Origin of the sequence: Chitinophaga sp. SYP-B3965, from assembly GCF_009647655.1 — a bacterium.
GTDB lineage: Bacteria > Bacteroidota > Bacteroidia > Chitinophagales > Chitinophagaceae > Chitinophaga.
Window position 1 is genome coordinate 17,849 of sequence record NZ_WJFD01000009.1, and the last position, 19,175, is coordinate 37,023.

At 44.5% G+C, this 19,175-nt stretch carries 20 protein-coding genes and 1 pseudogene; 13 read left to right on the plus strand and 8 right to left on the minus strand.

Going from position 1 to position 19,175, the window contains the following annotated elements; genetic code table 11:
* Window positions 1-6: 6 nt before the first annotated feature.
* The gene (locus tag GFS24_RS28345; protein ID WP_371731333.1) at window positions 7-930 is read right to left on the minus strand and encodes an AAA family ATPase; all 924 of its coding nucleotides are present in this window, start codon (window positions 928-930) and stop codon (window positions 7-9) included.
* A 350-nt stretch (window positions 931-1,280) separates the two neighbouring features.
* Here GFS24_RS28345 and GFS24_RS28350 point away from each other — a divergent pair, with 350 nt between their 5' ends.
* The 5 genes from GFS24_RS28350 to GFS24_RS28370 all read left to right on the plus strand — a co-directional run bounded on the left by GFS24_RS28350 (window position 1,281) and on the right by GFS24_RS28370 (window position 3,800).
* Complete coding sequence (locus GFS24_RS28350; RefSeq protein WP_153665801.1) at window positions 1,281-1,613, plus strand: hypothetical protein; 333 nt, start codon at window positions 1,281-1,283, stop codon at window positions 1,611-1,613.
* A gap of 9 nt (window positions 1,614-1,622) precedes the next feature.
* Window positions 1,623-2,291, plus strand: a complete 669-nt coding sequence (locus GFS24_RS28355) for a peptidylprolyl isomerase (RefSeq protein WP_153665803.1) — start codon at window positions 1,623-1,625, stop codon at window positions 2,289-2,291.
* 87 nt (window positions 2,292-2,378) lie between these two features.
* Entirely contained in the window at window positions 2,379-2,759 is a 381-nt protein-coding gene (gene gcvH / locus GFS24_RS28360; RefSeq protein WP_153665805.1) for a glycine cleavage system protein GcvH, read from the plus strand.
* Window positions 2,760-2,794: 35 nt separating this feature from the next.
* A complete protein-coding gene (locus GFS24_RS28365; protein WP_173003230.1) occupies window positions 2,795-3,175 on the plus strand; it encodes a VanZ family protein in 381 nt (126 codons plus the stop codon).
* Between the two features lie 190 nt (window positions 3,176-3,365).
* A complete protein-coding gene (locus tag GFS24_RS28370; protein ID WP_153665808.1) occupies window positions 3,366-3,800 on the plus strand; it encodes a helix-turn-helix domain-containing protein in 435 nt (144 codons plus the stop codon).
* Between the two features lie 71 nt (window positions 3,801-3,871).
* Here the strand turns inward: GFS24_RS28370 and GFS24_RS28375 are convergent, their stop codons facing one another.
* Window positions 3,872-6,379 carry a DUF5686 family protein gene (locus tag GFS24_RS28375; protein ID WP_153665810.1) on the minus strand — a complete coding sequence of 836 codons (2,508 nt, stop codon included), beginning with the start codon at window positions 6,377-6,379 and terminating at the stop codon, window positions 3,872-3,874.
* A gap of 194 nt (window positions 6,380-6,573) precedes the next feature.
* Between GFS24_RS28375 and GFS24_RS28380 the strand changes: the two genes are divergently transcribed.
* Genes GFS24_RS28380 through GFS24_RS28390 form a run of 3 tightly spaced genes read left to right on the plus strand, consistent with a single transcriptional unit; the run spans window position 6,574 to window position 7,881 of the window.
* Window positions 6,574-7,200 carry a hypothetical protein gene (locus tag GFS24_RS28380; RefSeq protein ID WP_153665812.1) on the plus strand — a complete coding sequence of 209 codons (627 nt, stop codon included), beginning with the start codon at window positions 6,574-6,576 and terminating at the stop codon, window positions 7,198-7,200.
* 30 nt (window positions 7,201-7,230) lie between these two features.
* Window positions 7,231-7,527 (plus strand): transcriptional regulator, encoded by a 297-nt coding sequence (locus tag GFS24_RS28385; protein ID WP_153665814.1) that lies wholly within the window; start codon window positions 7,231-7,233, stop codon window positions 7,525-7,527.
* 3 nt (window positions 7,528-7,530) lie between these two features.
* The gene (locus tag GFS24_RS28390; protein WP_153665816.1) at window positions 7,531-7,881 is read left to right on the plus strand and encodes a diacylglycerol kinase family protein; all 351 of its coding nucleotides are present in this window, start codon (window positions 7,531-7,533) and stop codon (window positions 7,879-7,881) included.
* 51 nt (window positions 7,882-7,932) lie between these two features.
* On the opposite strand, the gene GFS24_RS28395 is transcribed toward GFS24_RS28390, so the two are convergent.
* Entirely contained in the window at window positions 7,933-11,298 is a 3,366-nt protein-coding gene (locus GFS24_RS28395; RefSeq protein ID WP_253906628.1) for a hypothetical protein, read from the minus strand.
* Between the two features lie 57 nt (window positions 11,299-11,355).
* Here GFS24_RS28395 and GFS24_RS28400 point away from each other — a divergent pair, with 57 nt between their 5' ends.
* Entirely contained in the window at window positions 11,356-12,018 is a 663-nt protein-coding gene (locus tag GFS24_RS28400) for an MBL fold metallo-hydrolase (RefSeq protein WP_153665818.1), read from the plus strand.
* Here the strand turns inward: GFS24_RS28400 and GFS24_RS28405 are convergent.
* Together GFS24_RS28405 and arfB are read right to left on the minus strand one after the other, a co-directional pair.
* Window positions 12,001-13,488 carry a lipopolysaccharide biosynthesis protein gene (locus GFS24_RS28405; protein ID WP_153665820.1) on the minus strand — a complete coding sequence of 496 codons (1,488 nt, stop codon included), beginning with the start codon at window positions 13,486-13,488 and terminating at the stop codon, window positions 12,001-12,003. The two genes, GFS24_RS28400 and GFS24_RS28405, sit on opposite strands and share 18 nt — an antisense overlap.
* A gap of 32 nt (window positions 13,489-13,520) precedes the next feature.
* Window positions 13,521-13,907 (minus strand): annotated as a pseudogene (gene arfB / locus GFS24_RS28410) (alternative ribosome rescue aminoacyl-tRNA hydrolase ArfB); the annotation flags it as partial.
* A gap of 65 nt (window positions 13,908-13,972) precedes the next feature.
* Between arfB and dtd the strand changes: the two are divergent.
* The 4 genes from dtd to GFS24_RS28430 all read left to right on the plus strand — a co-directional run bounded on the left by dtd (window position 13,973) and on the right by GFS24_RS28430 (window position 16,751).
* Window positions 13,973-14,425, plus strand: a complete 453-nt coding sequence (dtd, locus tag GFS24_RS28415; RefSeq protein WP_153665824.1) for a D-aminoacyl-tRNA deacylase — start codon at window positions 13,973-13,975, stop codon at window positions 14,423-14,425.
* Window position 14,426: 1 nt separating this feature from the next.
* Window positions 14,427-14,753 (plus strand): nucleotide pyrophosphohydrolase, encoded by a 327-nt coding sequence (locus GFS24_RS28420; RefSeq protein WP_153665826.1) that lies wholly within the window; start codon window positions 14,427-14,429, stop codon window positions 14,751-14,753.
* Between the two features lie 69 nt (window positions 14,754-14,822).
* Window positions 14,823-16,253, plus strand: a complete 1,431-nt coding sequence (locus GFS24_RS28425) for a glycine--tRNA ligase (RefSeq protein WP_153665828.1) — start codon at window positions 14,823-14,825, stop codon at window positions 16,251-16,253.
* 90 nt (window positions 16,254-16,343) lie between these two features.
* On the plus strand, window positions 16,344-16,751 hold the full coding sequence (locus GFS24_RS28430) for a hypothetical protein (RefSeq protein WP_153665830.1): 408 nt from the start codon (window positions 16,344-16,346) through the stop codon (window positions 16,749-16,751).
* Here GFS24_RS28430 and GFS24_RS28435 read toward each other — a convergent pair.
* From GFS24_RS28435 to GFS24_RS28445, 3 genes are read right to left on the minus strand one after another with little or no spacing between them, the layout of a single operon-like run.
* A complete protein-coding gene (locus GFS24_RS28435; RefSeq protein WP_153665832.1) occupies window positions 16,745-17,551 on the minus strand; it encodes an SDR family NAD(P)-dependent oxidoreductase in 807 nt (268 codons plus the stop codon). The genes GFS24_RS28430 and GFS24_RS28435 overlap by 7 nt on opposite strands.
* A 38-nt stretch (window positions 17,552-17,589) precedes the next feature.
* Window positions 17,590-18,366 (minus strand): helix-turn-helix domain-containing protein, encoded by a 777-nt coding sequence (locus tag GFS24_RS28440; RefSeq protein ID WP_173003232.1) that lies wholly within the window; start codon window positions 18,364-18,366, stop codon window positions 17,590-17,592.
* Window positions 18,359-19,075, minus strand: a complete 717-nt coding sequence (locus GFS24_RS28445; RefSeq protein ID WP_153665836.1) for a ferredoxin--NADP reductase — start codon at window positions 19,073-19,075, stop codon at window positions 18,359-18,361. Before GFS24_RS28445 ends, GFS24_RS28440 begins: the two co-directional genes overlap by 8 nt.
* Window positions 19,076-19,175: the final 100 nt, after the last annotated feature.

Genomic DNA, 19,175 nt, shown 5'->3' on the forward strand with positions numbered 1-19,175 from the left:
TCACGCTTATGGCACTTCAACTGCGTTGAGGATCTCGCTGAGGATGTTTTCGCTGGTCACATTCTCCGCTTCCGCTTCGTAAGTAAGACCAATACGATGGCGCATCACATCAAAACAGATGCTGCGTACATCTTCAGGGATCACATATCCTCTGCGTTTCATAAATGCATAAGCTTTGGACGCCAGGGCCAGGTTAATGCTGGCACGTGGAGAACCTCCGTAAGAGATCAGCGGTTTCAGTTTGCCCAATTTGTAATCTTCCGGATTACGGGTAGCAAACACAATATCAATAATGTATTGTTCGATCTTTTCATCCATATACACCTGGCGCACCAGTTTGCGGGCTTCCAGGATATCCTGCGGATCAACCACAGGATTGATCTTTACACTACCTTCCGGTTGCAGGTTCTGACGGATGATGTGACGTTCTTCCTCTTTAGTAGGATAACCGATCACCACCTTCATCATAAAACGGTCTACCTGCGCTTCCGGCAAAGTATACGTTCCTTCCTGCTCTATCGGGTTCTGGGTAGCCAGTACCAGGAAAGGCTCATCCAGTTTAAAAGTAGTGTCTCCAATGGTCACCTGCCTTTCCTGCATCGCTTCCAGCAGGGCACTTTGTACTTTGGCGGGGGCACGGTTGATCTCATCTGCCAGGATAAAGTTGGCAAAGATAGGACCCCTGCGTACCACGAACTCGTTCTTTTGCTGATTGTAGATCATGGTACCTACAACGTCCGCTGGTAAAAGGTCCGGTGTGAACTGGATCCGGGAAAAACGGGCATTGATGGCAGAAGATAAAGACTTGATGGATAAGGTCTTGGCAAGACCAGGCACCCCTTCCAGGAGCACATGCCCCTGAGCCAGCAATCCGATCATGAGACGTTCTACCATGTACTTCTGCCCTACGATCACTTTATTGATCTCCATATTCAGGATATCAACAAAAGAACTGGCCTGGTGGATCTTTTCGTTTAGTTGTTTAATATCGTACGATGTATTTTCCATGTATTTACATTTCGAGGTTGCTAAAATACTGATTCCCTTCTTTAAACATACCACCATGGCGGGTAACCCCAGTTAAAGTGCTGTTAAATCATCACCTTGAACAGCTTCCCCGGTAGGAAGATATGGTTTAAAAAAAAATCCAATTTAATAAAGGGCAGCGATATTTACATCAATTTTTTATGTAAACCGTACATTTGCTGTTCGTTACCGGCCTGCAATCTATATGCCATATGCTTGATTAGCAGGTCAGAACCAGTAAAAAAAATAAAGAAATGGATCAGGATGATTTTAAGATAAGGTGGAAAAAGGTAGAAGACATGCTCACGGAACGCTTCGGCAAAACCCCGAACATGGAAGCTACGCTTTTATTGATCGGGATACAGGAACTGAACAGCCCTAAAACCAAATTCACCAAAGAACAGAAACAGGACCTCATGCACATAGCTGTTTGTTCCCTGTTGAGCCAGAGCGGATATTTTGAGCCGGAAGGCCGCGATAAAGACGGCTGGCCGCATTTTAAAGAAGTACAACCCGTTCCCAAAATGGGCATGGAAGAGCAGGAAAGGTTCCTGAAGGAACATGTGATCGCTTACTTTGAAGAATAAACTATCCATATGCAAAGAGCACTACTCCTGTCTTTTTTCCTGTTGTTCTGCGGGTCTGTTAACGCCCAGCGTAACCGTAAAGTGAAAGTGACCACGGAATACGGCACCATGGTGATAAAGTTATATGACCAGACACCCCTGCACCGGAACAATTTCATCAAACTGGTAAAACAGCACTTTTACGACAGCCTGTTGTTTCACCGGGTGATCAAAAATTTCATGATCCAGGGTGGGGACCCTGATTCTAAAACCGCTAAACCCGGCGCAGAATTAGGAAACGGAGGAGTAGGCTACCGCGTACCGGCAGAATTCCAGCTGGACCTCTTTCATAAAAAAGGGATGCTGGCTGCAGCCCGGGAAAGCGATGGTAATCCAACAAAAGCATCAGACGGTTGCCAGTTCTACATTGTACAGGGAAAGAAATTCACGGATGGGCAGCTGGACACATTGGAGCAAACCCGCCTGGGTGGCCGGAAATTACCGGTAGACCAGCGGGAAGTATATAAAACAATAGGCGGAACACCGCACCTGGACCAGAATTACACCATCTTCGGAGAAGTGATCAAAGGCCTGAATATAGTAGACAGCATTGCCAGTGTGAAAACAGATAAGAACAACCGTCCCGTACAGGATATACGCATGAAAGTGCGCCTGAAAAGGAAGTTCTTCTTCTTTTGATCATTGAATTTTAACATATTCGGGAGTAAGAAGTTTTTATAATTCACGGCACAATCTTTATTTTTACCGCTCAAAATCAAACTTGACATGAATTTTCCGTCACAACTGCGTTACACAAAAGACCACGAATGGGTTTTGTTAGAAGGGAACACTGCTAAAGTGGGTATTACTGAATTTGCTCAGCGTGAACTGGGTGATATCGTGTTTGTGGACATCACCACAACCGGTAAAACACTCAATGCTGAAGAGATCTTTGGTACCGTAGAAGCGGTAAAAACTGTGTCTGACCTCTTCCTGCCGGTTACAGGTACTGTAGGCGCCGTAAATCCAAAGCTGGAAGGCAGCCCGGAACTCGTGAATACAGATCCATATGGCGATGGCTGGATGGTGACCATTGAAGTAACTAATCCTGCTGACGTAGAAGGATTGTTAACCGCAGATGCTTACAAAGCACTGATCGGAGAATAAATATGAACGAATTAAATACCCATAATAAATTTAGCATGAGAACGATCCGTTATTACTTACCAGCAATGGGTTGGATCGTTCTCATTCTTTTTTTATGCACCATGCCCGGATCATCTATCCCTAAGATCTCGATCCTGGACAAACTGCATGTGGATAAAGTGGTGCACTTTATCCTGTTTGGCGGAACCGTGATCCTGCTGGCATACGGGATCTTCAAACAAAAAGGTAGCCTCAGCGGCCTGGGCCTCTTAAGCATTGTAGTGGTCGTTACCTTATATGGCCTCGCTATAGAGTTCATTCAAAAATACCTCGTGGTCAACAGAAGTTTTGATCTCATGGATGTATTAGCTGATGGAACCGGCGCAGCATTTGGTGCTTTGATCTTCCGCTGGATCGGCAAAAGATTCCTCAAATAAATTTCCTTTACCCCCTTACATGATTTCGATGCGCCCAAAATGAGCGCATTTTTGTTATTATGATATGCTGAGTATCGAAATGAGTGAGATTCTGTAGTCTGAAACAAACACTTTCTCCGAATCAGACGATATCATTTGGAAGCGTTTCTTCTTTCCCCTAATTTTATTTTCAAGAAATGATTGTTAACCCATGAATGCTGGATCTGTCATCAGAAGATTGAGAGAAGAAAGGAACGTTACGCAGGAATACATGGCTGCAAAGCTGAACATCGGCATAACGGCGTATGGAAACATAGAGCGTAATGATATAAAACGCCTCAGCGTAGACCGGTTAAAGGAAATAGCAGATATCTTCAAAGTACATGTCTTTGAATTATTCGGTCCCGCAGAAAAAGAGGTATTCCTGGCAAATAAGAAAAAGAACACAGACGCATTTAGTGATATAAACATACTGGCGGTACTGCATTACTTCAGAAAAGATAAAGAGATCTTACACGCATCGCTGAACATCTTAAAAGAGATCTGTGAAACACTCAGCCGGCAGGTGCAGGAAAATAGTGCGGTTATTCAACGGCTCATGGAAATGCAGCTCGAGATCCATCAGCATCATTTAGGTACAGCGTGATAAAACGTAAAACCAAAAACCAATGAGCATCCATTGTTTGTTAACAGACCACAACTTCTTTGCTACCCAAGCTAGAACTGGAGCCGGAAACTACCGAAGATGCCAAACCTTTTTTCATAAGGTTCATCCGGTAGTGGCTTCGGTGCTAAGCGCCACACAAAATCGATCCGGATAAATTTGAGGATGTTCTCTACACCCGTACCTACTTCTATGTAAGGGTGACTTTGCAGTGTTTTGAAAGGATAACCCGCATTCAGGTTCAATGCTTTATTAGACTCAGAAAGTTTGCCGATCATACCTTTCGCTGTCCAGAACTGACGCAGTTTTAACTTACGTACTAAAGGGATGTAATTAAATAAACCACTGCCCAATGTATGTTCGAGGTTGAAGCCGGCGTATTGATCACTGATGAATTCATAACGGTTCATCATGTTGAAGGCATACTTGTTATAATAGTAGATCTCATTACCCGGATGTATTTCCAGTAAAGGATAAGGCATGGCAGAACCAAATATCTTACCGCCGAAGAAGTTATAATAAAGACTGCCAAAAGGAGGCAGTTTGATATAATCAGAAACAGTGAACGATGCTTTCTGATAGTTGTAATTACTTTTCAAAATGCCCTTAACGCCCAGTGAGTATTTAAACTCCACAATTGGATATTTACTGCCCAGGCTATAACGGTAATAATTCCCTTCCAGGAATTCTTCCCGGAAAGCATAACGCACTTTCACCGCCACTTCCATATTCGTTAATGGATCCAGCCCTTCTCCATTGCTGTGAAAGAAACCACCTGCCGGTAAGGGCGCAAAAGGCAGGAACTGTTTATGTATCACGGAAACATGATGGGAGAAACCAGAGTAATATTCTTTAAAGAACTCCGCCCGTTTCTCATCTACCAGCATAAATTTCTGTGGTACATTCGGTTTGCGTATGGCCAGTGAAAAGATATTATCCGTTCCTACTTCGTCATAATAAGTAGCGCCATTATCCAGGTCACGCACAAAAGAACCATACACGTACATGCGCGGATGGCGTTTTAGCAGCCAGAGTGCAGATAACTTTCCTTTAAAACGGTCATCGCCAAAACCGTAGGCCAGGTAACCATTGAGATAAAGGTCCTTGTTGAATTTAGGCGTAGTACCAAGGTCCAGCCGGAGGCGGAAACCTTCCTGTTGGTTTTGAGAGAACAGGTAGAAATAAGGACCCCATTCCAATGGCCCGAAAGGTTTATATCCCGTTGCCAGGAAACGGATCGTATTGGAATATTTCTGGAACAGGGGGATCTTCTGCAAAGTATCCACCATGTTATAGATAGCCTGTTCATTCTTGCTCAGCCTGTCGTGCCGGTTATTGGCCCAGAAAGAATCAGGGCGTAAACTGGCACTATCTGCTACCACAATATTCTGCGGGTAACGCCTCTCCGTAAAGATATTCGTAGCCGCCGTATCGTTCACGATCACGTTTTCGTAAGAGGTTGTTTTACGGCCAATAAAATCAATGGTTTTAGTAGGCTTGGGGCTCGGCGTCCAGAAGTCTACAATAAATTTATCCTTTGCCAGGAACCATCCGCTGCTATCCGCAAATTGTTTGTATTCCTGTACCATGCTGATCTTGCGGATAAAATTAATATTCGCATCACCCGGAACGGACAACGTCATTTTCTGCACAGCATAAGTAGAATCCTGTACCCATACTTCTCCAATAAACACATTCTCTCCTTTGCGGCGGGGCTCAAAGTTTAATTTGATGAAACGGTGATTGCTGATGTATTGTGTATCCGTAATGCGGTAGTTGTAAAATAAAGCGCCATTGCTGGCAATAGGGCTTACAAAGTTCTTATCGAATACAGGGATGTAATTATCGTACACATTGATGTTCTGGTACATACCGCCCAGGAACTTCGTCACACTTTCATTATCCAGGCCGGAAGTACGGCTGGCCCTGATCACTTCTTTCGTTTTCTTCGGGCTTTTCTGATAATAGTAATCAGAAATACTTTCCGTGAGGAAAACGGGGAGGAAGGGCTGTTTTTCCGTCGTACTGTCTATGTTCTTCAGAATGAAAGAGAAAGGTTTGGTGAAGCGGTTCCTGGAAAGTTTTACCGTGTTCAGGTTTTTGATATCCAGTTCCAGTTTGTTATACACCTCGTATTTATAACTCTCCAGGCGGTCGTAATTATTATCCGGTTTTCTGCGGATGATCTGGCGGAGCAATACCAGCGCAAAATTTACATTAGCTTTTATCTCGTATGTTTTCAGCGAAACATCAGAGCGGCTGATCTCAAAGTTGAGGACCTGTTCCTTTAAATTTTTATCTACAAACAGTACCGTTCTGCGGTAGCCCATTACTCTTATAAGCAAGGAATCAGAAGGGATAGCGGGAAGATCAAAAACAAAACGGCCTTCCGCATCTGTAACCATGCCGGTGTTGGTGCCAACAAACTGTAAGGTTGCAAACGGGATCAGTTCCTCGGTATGCGCATCCTTAACAATTCCACTGATCTTATATTGAGCGCTAAGGGGTAAGAAGCTGATGATGCAAATAACAAAAGCTATGGTTCGTTTCCAGCCGGTCATACAGGCAGCAAATTAGATAAATTCACACTAAATACGTTAAAGCACGTGTAAAAGCGACACTTTTATAACAAATATTTAGGATAAAAGAGCACATGTAACATAGACGGCCCTGCTACCCCTTTACCCCTATATCCGGAATAACATGCCAAACTTTGAAATATTCTTTTAACTTTGATGGACAAAGTGCTTTTCTTATGAACGAGCAACAACATCTCGACACACTCACAGACATTAAACGTATCATGGAACGGTCCACCCGTTTCATCTCTCTCAGCGGCCTTGGCGGAGTAGGAGCCGGGATTAGTGCACTTGTTGGTGCCTACTTTGCCTGGAATATTTTGGAGGACAGGAGCAGTTATGATTCAATAGCCCGGGGAGGGGGAGATCTTTTAGTGATCCGCCTGCTCATGATTGCCGGAGCTGTACTGGTAGCTGCACTAAGTGCCGGGTTTTACTTTACCTGGAAAAAAGCCCGGCGGCAGGGCCTCCCGGTTTGGGATGCCGCCGCCCGCAAAGTATTTTTTAACCTCATGATCCCGCTGGGTGCAGGAGGATTATTTATCTTTGGATTGTTATATAATAACCAACTGGCATTGGTAGCGCCCAGCTGCCTTGTGTTTTACGGCCTTGCGCTTGTAAATGCCAGCAAATACACGGTAACGGATATACGGTACCTGGGGTATGCAGAGATCATTCTCGGTATCCTTGCGCTGTTCAACCTCTACCATGGTCTTTTATTCTGGGCATTGGGTTTTGGTGTGATGCACATTATTTACGGCACCCTCATGTGGTGGAAATATGAACGCGTGCCGGCTGAATAATGAACACCTGATCCCCTAAAAAGTATGGTCATGAATCCGATCGGTAACCTGAATAAAATATTTGAAAGCCGCATTCGCCTGGGGGTGATGAGCGTGCTCATGGTAAATGAGGAGGTCAGCTTTAATGACCTCAAACAAATGCTGGAAGTAACAGACGGCAACCTGGCTTCCCATCTTTCCACCCTGGAAGAAAGTGCTTATATCAAAGTCCACAAAGGATTCATCGGCAGAAAGACCAATACCACCTATTCTATTACCAAAGCAGGAGAGAAAGCTTTCAAAGGCCACCTGGCCGCATTGGAAGCAATGATCAAATTCAGTTCCTAGTGTATGTTTTTCAAACGCCTGCAAAGTTTCCGGTTTGCCTTTAACGGCATCAGATCATTCCTCCGCAGTGAACCAAATGGCCGTATCCATTTTGTAGCTACGATAGCAGTGATCATTGCAGGAATATGGCTGCACTGCACACAAATGGAATGGATCGTGCTGATCATTGTAATGGCCATGGTATGGTTAACCGAAATGTTGAACACAGCTATTGAAAAGATCATGGACCACATCACACCGGAACAACATCCCGGTGTGAAACGAATAAAAGATATTGCAGCAGGCGCTGTGCTCATCGCTGCCATCGCCGCCGCCATAACAGGAGCATTGATCTTCCTCCCTAAGATATCATAAAAAAAGGCTGCCTCAACGGGAGACAGCCTTCTTCAATTATAGCAAGTATTGTTAGAAATCTACACCCATTGAAATATAGAGCAGTGGCTTTCCGCGGAAGAATCCGGTCATTGGCCAGCCTGCATCTGCTTTCACAAAATAACCCAGCAATGTAGTCCTGGCGCCGAAACCATAACCACCCACAAATGGTCCGAGGAATCCTTCTTTGATCCTTACAACCAAACCATCGTTACTGGTATACGTAGTATAGTTTGCATCCTTGAAGCTCAGCTTCTGGTTCCAGGCAGTACCAATATCAACGAAAGTGGTCAGTTGGAAATTGCGGAGGAAAGCAGAGTTGATCGGTTTGTCTATGAAAGTAGTGAACACCGGTAAACGCAGTTCCGTATTCAGCAACATCACGTTATTACCGTTTTTGATGTTTTGTTTGTAACCACGCATGTTCACCGCCAGGGTTTGGTATGCATAGTTGGCATCCTGCGTCATGGGGGTGTTCTGATGAATGGCCGGAGTGAACGTCCAGTTGTCTACCCCACCGAGGAAGTACACCAGTTTGCTGCTACCCCAGGAGAGGTCTGCAGAGAAACGGGTTGCCCAGATGAAATTACGCAGGATCTGCTCATAATGCCTTGCATCGATACCCATGTTATAGGTCAGTTTGCCCTTCGGCGTTATCTGTCCAAATAACGTGTTCCGGTTGCTGGACATCTGTGCCATCAGATCTCCATAGATCTTATAACGTGTGCCTTTATAAATATTGATCGCCGGGTTCAATGTATTATCATGCACATATTCCAGGCGGCCCAATGCGTAAGTTTGAACAAAAGATTCCTGATTCAGGGAAGGGATATCGTTGGCCAGTATTTCCAGTTCATCCCTGCGGATGCCAGCTATCAAACGAAGGCTGCGCACCACGTCAAACGGATATCTCACTTCTCCCTGGTAGATGTTTGTTTTGTTCTTCACCGGATAGATCACCTCATCCGTCAGCAGATCACCCTTATCTACCTTGCGGTAATAAGTGAACTTATAGTCGAACCGTTTTTTCAGGTAAGCCATAGAGAACATATACTCTGTACCATCCAATCCCAGCGGGATACGGAAGGCGCCACTGAACTTGTAATCTTCCATCAGGTCACTCACTCCTATACGGATCAATCCATTAATAGGATCCGTTAACCGGATGGGCGACGATGGTTTACCACCAAAGGCCTGGTACTTACTCATGAGCACAGAGTTATCCACCTGAGCCACCAGGTAATCTGAAGAGAACTTGAGTTTGTAATTGCTCAGTCTCGCCAGTTTCAGTACAGGCGGTTCATCCCTTGCAGCACGGGCATCAATGGTTTGCTGGCTCGTCGTATCTTTCGGCTCATTGCCAAATTCATTCTGGAAGAAATCGTTTTGTTTAGCCGTGGAGGTATCTTTTGGATTATAAACACTGGGCAATCCTAATTTAAGACTGTCCTCATGCATTTGTGCCGAACGGAAACGTGTCGGCCTTGCATTCACATTTCTTCTGCGTAGCGTATTGGTATCCACTTTCAGTTTGTACAGGCGTTTGTAATCACCGATCTGCACTACTTCAGAAACCATTCCCTGGTCTCCTGCAATACGGGATTCCTTGATACCATGCTGATAGTTCGTTACCGGGAATACGTAAGTGGAATCGTTCGTAATGGTAATGGCCTGCACAGAATCCGGTGCAGTAGAACCATATTCTGCCAGTGCAGAATCCAATTCCTCCTTGTCAGGATTATGCAGTATTTCCGCTCCTACAAAGAAGAGGGAATCTACACCTGCTCTTTCTGTTTTAAAGAAACCCGCATAGCGGTTATTGATCCCGTTCACATCACTTACAAAAGTGAAGTGCGTAGTATTATATTGTACCGGAAGGCGTGCATTACCGTAAGCAAGGTCTGTTAACTGAGACACTTGTTTTTCGGAGGACTTGTTCCAGTTGTCTATCAGGAAGATATTGTAACGGTTATGCGGTAACACCGTATCTCCGCCACGCGCCTTTGGTGAAGGGCGGTTAGAGGAATAGATGATACCACTTTTGCCGGGGAACGCCACAAAAGAAGGATCCAGGTCATCATACACATCGTTGGTGATCTGTTCTACCTTGCCATTCGTGATACTGTAAGTGAAAATGTCCGTATGACCATTTTTCACAGCAGAGAGGAGCAGGGAATTATCAAATTCAAAGAAGTATTTGAAATCTATTACCCGGTCAAATTGCGGAAGGTCCTGGTAGATCTTTAGTTTGGTGATCAGGTCATACACCATGAGCTTGGTTTTACCTTCATGCTCATACACAATCGCCAGGCGGTTACCTTTCTGGTTCCAGGCCAGTAATGGATAATTGGGATCCAGTTTAGAGGATAATTGTCTTACCCCGCTTTTCAGCAATACTTTGGAAGTATTATAACCCAGGTTGATCTCTACTTTGTATAACCCTTTGCGATATTCTATCACCGCATACATGCTGTTCTTTGGATTAGCCTGGTAGCGGTAGAAGTTGGATTTACCGATCTCATTAGAGATCACACCAGTACCACGGGTATATTGACGGCGTTTGCGGTTATCTTCCTGGTACCGTTTTGTGGTGTACATCATGAAATCCTTCATGGCCTTTTTAGGGGTCATGTGCAGCACCTGCTCAAACCCCTTTTTCAGCCCGCGATTGATCCGGGTAATATACATCAGGTAGGGCACCGCATCTTTTCCGTATTTGCTTTCCACATAATACCAGAAAGCCTGACCCGCCAGCAAGGGCTTGTCGTAGGCCAGTTTATTAAAAGAAGTGTATTTATTGGTAGCGAATACGCCTTTTAGTTCTTCGTCCAGTTGGGAATTCCAATGTTCCGCAGCATAGGCAATGAAGCCATCCGTGAACCAGTTCGGGAAATCTATCAATACCGCATTCCCGGCAAATTCCCCGATATCTTCACCAAAAAGTAAGGTTTCCAGCATCACCCGCGCAATACCCTGACGGATCTGGCGGCGGAGGTTTTCGTGGTTCCCGTCAAAATATACCAGGAGTTTATTTCCCACCAGTTTGGTCACCCCACCCGTATTCTGCCATTCGATCCCTATTCCTACATTGGATTGCTTGAACTCCCCGAAGTTATTGTACACCACAATATTCACTTTCTGACGAAAGGTATATTCCATGAATTCCTCCAGGCCGGGCAATTCCTTTTCAGCAGCCTGCGCTACATACTTACCAAGCTCCAGCCCATTTTGTGAAAAATAGGTGTTGAAATGCCTGGTGGTATAGTACCGCCACTTGAAGTTCTTGAACTGAACACGATTCTGGCCAAACTCTACCGTATTAGTCTGAGCCTTAACGTGAAACGTGCCAATCAATAGGATAATGAAGAAAAAGAATGACCTGGTAATAAATCGGTTCATACGGAAAGTATTGATAATATTGTGTTCTAAATTAAAATTAGCAAAAATCGGTCAACAATGTTTGAAATCAAATATTTCACGGTCAATCCCCTTCAGGAAAACTCGTACGTCCTTATAAACGAAAAAAAGGACTGTATCATTATAGACCCGGGCTATTATTATCAAAATGAACGGGATGAGTTCTTACAGTTTATACGGGATAATGGACTGAACGTTGCCCGCCTGCTGAATACCCACTGCCATTTTGATCATATTTTCAGCAACCAGCTGGTGGCAAAGACCTTTAACGTAGGGCTGGAAATTCACCAGAAAGACCAGGTGATACTGGATCGTTCCAGCCAGTCCGGCCTGATGTATAACATACCTTTTGAACCATCCCCCATGCCGGCATCTTACCTGGAAGAAGGGGATAAAGTGATCCTGGGAGAGGATGAACTGGAAGTTTTACTCACCCCCGGCCATTCCCCCGGCAGCATTTCTTTCTATAACGCCAAACAGGGTTTTGTGATTTCAGGGGATGTGTTATTTAAACAAAGTATTGGCCGATCCGATTTTCCGGGAGGTAATTTAGAAGTATTAACCAGCAGTATCCGGGAGAAACTGTACAAACTGCCGGACGATACCGTTGTTTATTCAGGTCACGGACCCACCACCACCATAGGTTTTGAGAAAAAACACAACCCTTTCGTTCCGGAAGATCCCTCAACCCGCTTTGCGTAAGCGGGAGAGGAGGTTGCCAAATTCAGCCCTTTCCATAAAGAGGATAACCCCTCCGTATATACCTACACCCAATACCCCGGCTGCGTGGACAGTCCAGATACCCGGATGGATGGAACGTATATAATGATGTACCAGGTAAATAACCGTTGCCAGTCCAAGGTAGGAAAGGAGTTTGCCTACGGCGTAGGGAACAGGATAATATTTCTGCCCAAACAGGTAAGAGGCCACCATCATAAAAGCATAACAGATAAAGGTGGTCCAGGCAGCGCCCATATAAACGAACCTGGGGATCAGCCAGATATTGAGTAAAATGGTGATCACAGCACCGGCAATGGTGATATAGGCCCCGATCATATTCTGATTGGTCAATTTATACCAGATGGTGAGGTTATAATAGATCCCCAGGAAAACCGTACCCATGGTAATAATAGGTACAATATCAAGGGCATCCGCATAAGATGCATTTTTGGTGGTGATCAGTATTTTCCAGATATCCAGGAAAAGCGCTACCCCCAGGAACACAGCCCCACAAACGATCACAAAGAATTTCATGATCCTGGCATAGGTGAGCCGGGCGTCCTCATTTTTACTCAGGTTAAAAAAGAACGGTTCCGCCGCCATTTTGAAGGCCTGTATAAAAATAACGATCAGTAATGCCAGCTTATAGTTCGCAGAAAAGATCCCCTGCACGTCAAATTGTGCGCCCGGTAATAAATAAGTAAAAGAGAGCCGGCTCATGAGCTCATTGATCATCCCGCCAAAACCAACGATCACCAGGGGAAGGCTGTAACGCATTATTTCTTTCCAGAGCGTTCCGTCAAAATGCCAGCGGATGGCTTTTATCTCTGTGGTCAATAATATCATGGTGAGCAGGGAGCCCAGTAAATTCGCTATCAGGATATAACCCACACCGTAGTTGGGATCAAACCAGCTCATCAATCCCGGATGGCTTTTCTTCAATGCAGGACAGGCCACCAGGAAGAGCATGGAGAAAACGAGGATGGACACCACATTCATCAGTTTGATGAAGGCATATTTTTTTGGCCGGCCTTCCTGCCTTATCCGTGCAAAGGGTAAAGTAGTAAGGGTATCCAGGAAAATGATAATAGAAGTATAATATATGAAATCCGCATGGTTGGGCATCTTTAACAATGCCGCGATGGGGCCCGCGCTGGCTATCAGGAAAAAGGTGAAGAGTGAAGTGCTCACCAGCATGGAAACACTGAGCGTATTATACAGCCGGCCTTTATCCGTGGTTTGTGCAAACCGGAAATAACTCGTTTCCAGCCCGTAAGTGAAAATAACATTCAGGAAGGGGATCACCTGATACACCAGGGACATCTGCCCAAAATCATAAGGGATCAGAAAACCTGTAAAGAGGATCTGAGTGAAAAAACTAAGGAATCTTGCCGTAATAGTAGGTAATCCGTACCAAAGCGTTTGACCCGCCAGGTTTTTAATATTTCCCAATGCGCTGAATTTGATTCAAAAATAAACGTTGTTTATTCGTTTCCAAAGTTATTCCTTCGGTTGTTCTTTTTATCGCTCAACCGCTTTTTAAACTGGATCCGTTTTTCTACCATCGCCTTCGTAGGTTTTACTTTGATGCGTTTCTTGGGAACGATCAGGGCCTGCTGCAAAAGATGGTTCATCTTTTTGATCACCTCCCCCTTATTGCCCAGCTGGCTGCGTTCCGTTTGCGACCTTACCTGCAAAAATCCTTCCGAATTAAGTTTGTCGCCCAGTTTAAAAAGGAGCCGCGTTTTCTGATCTTCCGTTAAAAGGTCAGATCCGGCAATATTAAAATAGCCTTCCACCATGGTTTCCACCTTGTTTACATTCTGTCCGCCACTACCACCACTACGGGCTGTTTTAAATTTAATTTCCGATGCTACATCCAGCATAAAGCATTTCTTATCTTTAAACACAAAAGTAAACCGAATCCGGCGATATTATGAAAGCAGTGATCCAAAGAGTTACAAATGCCAGCGTTACCATCAATGGAGTGGTGAAATCAGCCATAGACGGAGGGTTGTTGGTTTTGGTGGGGATAGAGGATGCGGACGGGGAAGAAGATATCTCCTGGCTGAGCAATAAGATCGTAAACCTGCGGATCTTTAACGACGAAGCCGGGGTGATGAACAAAAGCGTACTGGAAACCGGTGGCGGGCTCATCCTCGTCAGTCAGTTCACCCTCCATGCTTCCACAAAAAAAGGGAACCGGCCGTCATATCTGAAAGCCAGCAAGCCGGACATCGCCATTCCTTTATATGAAAAAATGAAGGCGCAGCTGGAACAGGATATGGACAAAACCATCGGCACCGGAGAATTTGGAGCAGATATGAAAGTAGCTCTCCTCAACGACGGGCCCGTTACCATTATAATAGATACAAAAAACCGGGAATAATATGACCATCAAAGAAACCCAGGAACGTGTAGACCAGTGGATCAAAACCACAGGGGTACGATATTTCTCAGAACTAACGAACATGGCTATACTCACAGAAGAAGTGGGAGAAGTAGCCCGGCTTATTTCCCGCAAATACGGGGACCAGTCCTTCAAGGAATCCGACAAAAATAAAGACCTGGGAGATGAACTGGCGGATGTATTATGGGTGCTCGTTTGCCTGGCCAATCAAACCGGGGTAGACCTCACTGCCGCCCTCGAAAAGAATTTCGAGAAGAAGGATATCCGGGATGCGAACCGGCATAAAGACAATGAAAAGCTCAAGTAATTAGCAAATTACAGTTTCTATATTAATTCAATACGTTGTTTCAATTTTCAAATTTATCTTTGCGCGACTATGGCAACAGATCAGAACAAGTTCCAGGCGATCATTTCGCATTGTAAAGAATACGGTTTTATTTTTCAATCCAGTGAAATATACGATGGGTTGAGTGCGGTATATGATTATGGCCAGTACGGTGCAGAACTCAAGAAGAACGTCCGCGATTATTGGTGGAAGAGCATGACGCAAATGCATGAAAACATTGTAGGGATCGATTCTGCCATCTTCATGCACCCCACTATCTGGAAAGCCTCCGGCCACGTAGATAATTTCAGTGACCCGATGATCGATAACAAGGACAGCAAAAAACGCTACCGTGTAGATCACCTGATAGAAGGATATGCAGACACCCTGCCCGAAGCAGAGAAAACAGCCATGATCCAGTTAATGGAAAACCTGCTGAAAGAAAACGATTATGCCGGTTTGAAAAAACTGATAGAAGATAATAAGATCAAATGTGCAGTAAGCGGTACCGTTAACTGGACGGACGTTCGGGAATTCAACCTGATGTTCTCTACCCAAATGGGTAGCGTAGCAGAAGATGCCAACGAGATCTACCTGCGTCCTGAAACAGCACAGGGTATCTTCGTGAACTTCCTCAATGTGCAGAAAACCGGCAGGATGAAAATTCCTTTTGGTATTGCACAGGTAGGTAAAGCTTTCCGGAATGAGATCGTTGCCCGCCAGTTTGTATTCCGCATGCGTGAGTTCGAACAAATGGAAATGCAGTTCTTTATCCGCCCTGGCACTGAAGATGAATGGTATGCCTACTGGAAAGAAGAACGCATGAAATGGCATAAGAGCCTTGGCCTTGATCCTAAGAGATTGCAATACCACGATCACGCAAAGCTGGCCTTCTATGCAAAAGCAGCCGTGGATATTGAGTATGATTTCCCGATCGGTTTCAAAGAAGTGGAAGGTATCCACTCCCGTACAGATCACGACCTGAAACAACATCAGCAGTTCTCCGGTAAGAAGATGCAATACTTCGATACAGAGATCAACCAGAATTATATTCCTTACGTAATAGAAACCTCTATCGGTTTAGATCGTTGCTGCCTGATGGTATTAAGTGAAGCATATGAAGAGCAGGACCTGGGTACACCGGAAAAACCGGATAGCCGTGTGGTATTGAAATTCCCTGCTAAGCTGGCTCCCATCAAACTGGCTATCTTCCCGCTTACTAAGAAAGATGGTTTACCTGAAGTAGCCAAGGAATTAATGGCAGATTGCAAACAGAGCTTCTACTGTTATTACGAAGAAAAAGATAGCATCGGAAAACGTTACCGTCGCCAGGATGCCATTGGTACACCTTTCTGTGTAACCATTGATCATCAGACAAAAGAAGATGGCACCGTAACCATTCGTCATAGAGATAGCATGGAACAGGAAAGGATTCCGCTGACCAGTGTAAAAGAATTAGTGATGAAAAAGATCCTCGAATAGATATTAAAAAAGGCCGGATAACACATCCGGCCTTTTTTATGCGCATTTTAATTTCTATTTTAGGGGAAGACAAAACTTAAGACCCTAACAATGAAGCTTAGACTCCTTTTAGCTATTGCAGTTGTATTCAGCTGTGGAAACCCGCATCCCGTCAATAAATATCCCTATCAATACATCGAAACCAAACAGGAAGAAAGTAATGAAATGCTGTTATATGCTTACAATGATTCTATCAATCCGGAAGTACTGAAAAAGTTCTGTACGGAAAAGAAGGCGGGTTTCAAAAGCGGCATTTTTCATTTCATTGTGATCTTTGATAAAAAGGAAAATGCTTCTTTCCCAAAGAATCCTTTAACAGCTATGTATGGTATGGATAAGGATATATTGATGCATATCCGTGCCAGTTATACTTTCAACAAATTGAATGGGTACAGCAAATTAACCGTGTATGAAAAGAATGCATACGAAAGTGCGCCCGTTGTGAGTGATATTCACTGAAGAGCCTGCCGGAACATATAACTCATGAAAGGCAATGACACTTTCCCAGTAACCCTGATCGTTTCTCCATTCACATGACCATTCGCTGCAGAGCAAAGGAACAAGATGGTATTGGCTACATCTTCCGGTTGTGTAACTCTTTTAGTAGGAAAAGCCGCCTTGGATAATTCATGCACCTTAGCCGGAAAAACCGTCAGCGCTCTTTCTGTTTGTGTCCAGCTGGGCAACACCGTGTTGGTTAAAATTTCATACTGTGAATATTCTTCCACCAGGTTAGCCGTAAAACCAATAAGCGAAGATTTCAAAGTACTGTAAGCACCAGATCCTCTCATACTATCAAAAGCCAGATCACTGGAAACATTCACGATCCTTCCCCAGTTACGTTCACGCATAAACGGTACCACTAATTGTGTGAGCCTTACCGCACCAAAAAGGTTCGTCGTGATCAATTCCTCCCAAACGGTAAGCGGAATTTCTTCAAAACTTTTCCCGCGATATTCCTTAGGGCCCCATTGTACCGCATTATTGACCAGCACGTCAATGCTTTTCCATTGTTGAATGATCTGATCCACTGCCTGCTGGATGCTATCGCGGTCACCAAGGCTTAAATATACCGCCATGGCTTCTCCGCCAGCTGCGCGGATGGTTTCAACAATAGCATCTGCTCCTTGTTTATCCTGGAAATAACTGATGGCCACACGGGCGCCGGGTTCTTTTCCAAAAGCAAGCGCGGCGGCTTTTCCAATGCCTTTGCTGCCACCCGTAATAAAGATTGTTTTTGCTGCTAAGCCAGTATCCATGTTCGTAATTTTTTACAAACATACCTCAGCCCGCATTTTTAGAATTGTATGAGAACGACATCTTTCGGTTTCGCATCCGCAAACATGGCATCACCGCAGGCATTGTATTTACCGGGTCTTACACCCGTTAGCCTTTTGAATTCGTTGGAAAAATGTGCCTGATCGAAGTAGTTGGCATCATATGCAACATCCGTGAGGCGGGTTGGATTTTTATGGAGGAGAAGGGTTTTGGCTTTATCAAAACGGCAAATGCGGATATACGTTTGCAGATCAACACCTACCAGGTGTTTGAAACGCCGTTCCGTTTGCCGGATGCTTAAAGGGATATCCTGTAAAGAAGTGGCAGTAAAAATAGCGGTATCTATCTGGGAAGGTGTTTTAAAATATTTCAATAAAAAATCCTCCAGTAAAGGAATTCGATTAGGAGCTTCTTTTAACTGATGATAAAATGAATGCAGCTCATGTCCAAAAATATTAACCGCATCAACAACCTGGTTAGTCAGTTCAGACATGGGCATGGAAGTGAACCTGCTCAACCCAAAGGCCGTGAACTTTACCACCACGCAATCCGTAGAATCGTTGGTGGAGCTGATCCTGTAAGGCCGCTCATGAAATCCGCTGAGCGCTGTTTTCAGGAAGGTATCATCATTATAGTATTTACCGGAAAAATCAAAAGAGAGTGTTGTGCCTGGTCGCGGAAGGATACTTTTAGAAGGGATGGCACTATCCCCTGAAATGTGCATATAGCTTTCAATATATGGCTTCAGCTGCGGCGCAACTGCAAAAGACTCACGGTAATTCAACATATTATCCATACAGTTCAAGATGAATATCATGTCGGTCGTACCCCATAGCTATGATCTTCTGCTTCGCTTCATCGATCATCGCTTTCCATCCGCAGAGGAAAAAATTAGCCGGCCTTTTATCTGCCAGTAATTCTTCATACACAGCATGTACATACCCTTTTCTGCCGGTCCATTCTTCCCTTGATAAAGTAGGGAGATATTGAAAGCCCGGCATATCTGCCTGCAATTTCATCATTTCTTCCTTATACAAAAGATCTTTTTCATAACGGGAGCCGGCAATGAGATAGATGTTGGGATGAACAATGCCATGATTATGCAGGTGGTGAGACATAGAGCGGAAAGGGGCGATCCCTGTTCCTGTACAGATAAAGAAAATGTCTTTTTCCATTACTTCCGGCAGTGTGAAAACACCCAGGGGGCCACGCATCGTAAGTTCCGTACCTTCTGTAACTTGTGTGCAGAGATAAGTGGAACCAGGCCCGCCTTCCAGCAACACGATCACCAGCTCTATTTCATTCGTCCCGTTTGGATGAGAAGCAATGGAATAACTACGCCATCGTTTGTTCATTTTTTCGTGGATCGGCAGGTCCAGGGTTACAAACTGACCAGGTTTAAAATCGAAAGAACTTCTATCGGGAACGCGGATCCAGAACCTTTTTGTGTTATACGTCTCTTCCACAATCTTTGTTACCACGCCAGTAAACCATTTCTCGGGCATGTATATAGGATTTATGTAAAATGTTCAAAGCTTCCTTATCAGTTCAATCAATTTACATAAAAAACGACAATATATGAAATAAGCTACCCTGCCTCCCGCA

What these genes read in the sequence shown, in the direction of transcription:
- GFS24_RS28420 (WP_153665826.1), top strand. Translation starts at nt 14,427, where the DNA reads ATGACCATCAAAGAAACCCAGGAACGTGTAGACCAGTGGATCAAAACC.
- GFS24_RS28425 (WP_153665828.1), top strand. Translation starts at nt 14,823, where the DNA reads ATGGCAACAGATCAGAACAAGTTCCAGGCGATCATTTCGCATTGTAAA.
- GFS24_RS28440 (WP_173003232.1), bottom strand. Translation starts at nt 18,366, where the DNA reads ATGGATAATATGTTGAATTACCGTGAGTCTTTTGCAGTTGCGCCGCAG.
- GFS24_RS28355 (WP_153665803.1), top strand. Translation starts at nt 1,623, where the DNA reads ATGCAAAGAGCACTACTCCTGTCTTTTTTCCTGTTGTTCTGCGGGTCT.
- GFS24_RS28345 (WP_371731333.1), bottom strand. Translation starts at nt 930, where the DNA reads ATGGAGATCAATAAAGTGATCGTAGGGCAGAAGTACATGGTAGAACGT.
- GFS24_RS28375 (WP_153665810.1), bottom strand. Translation starts at nt 6,379, where the DNA reads ATGACCGGCTGGAAACGAACCATAGCTTTTGTTATTTGCATCATCAGC.
- dtd (WP_153665824.1), top strand. Translation starts at nt 13,973, where the DNA reads ATGAAAGCAGTGATCCAAAGAGTTACAAATGCCAGCGTTACCATCAAT.
- GFS24_RS28390 (WP_153665816.1), top strand. Translation starts at nt 7,531, where the DNA reads ATGTTTTTCAAACGCCTGCAAAGTTTCCGGTTTGCCTTTAACGGCATC.
- GFS24_RS28350 (WP_153665801.1), top strand. Translation starts at nt 1,281, where the DNA reads ATGGATCAGGATGATTTTAAGATAAGGTGGAAAAAGGTAGAAGACATG.
- GFS24_RS28380 (WP_153665812.1), top strand. Translation starts at nt 6,574, where the DNA reads ATGAACGAGCAACAACATCTCGACACACTCACAGACATTAAACGTATC.
- GFS24_RS28385 (WP_153665814.1), top strand. Translation starts at nt 7,231, where the DNA reads ATGAATCCGATCGGTAACCTGAATAAAATATTTGAAAGCCGCATTCGC.
- GFS24_RS28370 (WP_153665808.1), top strand. Translation starts at nt 3,366, where the DNA reads ATGAATGCTGGATCTGTCATCAGAAGATTGAGAGAAGAAAGGAACGTT.
- GFS24_RS28395 (WP_253906628.1), bottom strand. Translation starts at nt 11,298, where the DNA reads ATGAACCGATTTATTACCAGGTCATTCTTTTTCTTCATTATCCTATTG.
- GFS24_RS28400 (WP_153665818.1), top strand. Translation starts at nt 11,356, where the DNA reads ATGTTTGAAATCAAATATTTCACGGTCAATCCCCTTCAGGAAAACTCG.
- GFS24_RS28445 (WP_153665836.1), bottom strand. Translation starts at nt 19,075, where the DNA reads ATGCCCGAGAAATGGTTTACTGGCGTGGTAACAAAGATTGTGGAAGAG.
- GFS24_RS28365 (WP_173003230.1), top strand. Translation starts at nt 2,795, where the DNA reads ATGAGAACGATCCGTTATTACTTACCAGCAATGGGTTGGATCGTTCTC.
- GFS24_RS28435 (WP_153665832.1), bottom strand. Translation starts at nt 17,551, where the DNA reads ATGGATACTGGCTTAGCAGCAAAAACAATCTTTATTACGGGTGGCAGC.
- gcvH (WP_153665805.1), top strand. Translation starts at nt 2,379, where the DNA reads ATGAATTTTCCGTCACAACTGCGTTACACAAAAGACCACGAATGGGTT.
- GFS24_RS28430 (WP_153665830.1), top strand. Translation starts at nt 16,344, where the DNA reads ATGAAGCTTAGACTCCTTTTAGCTATTGCAGTTGTATTCAGCTGTGGA.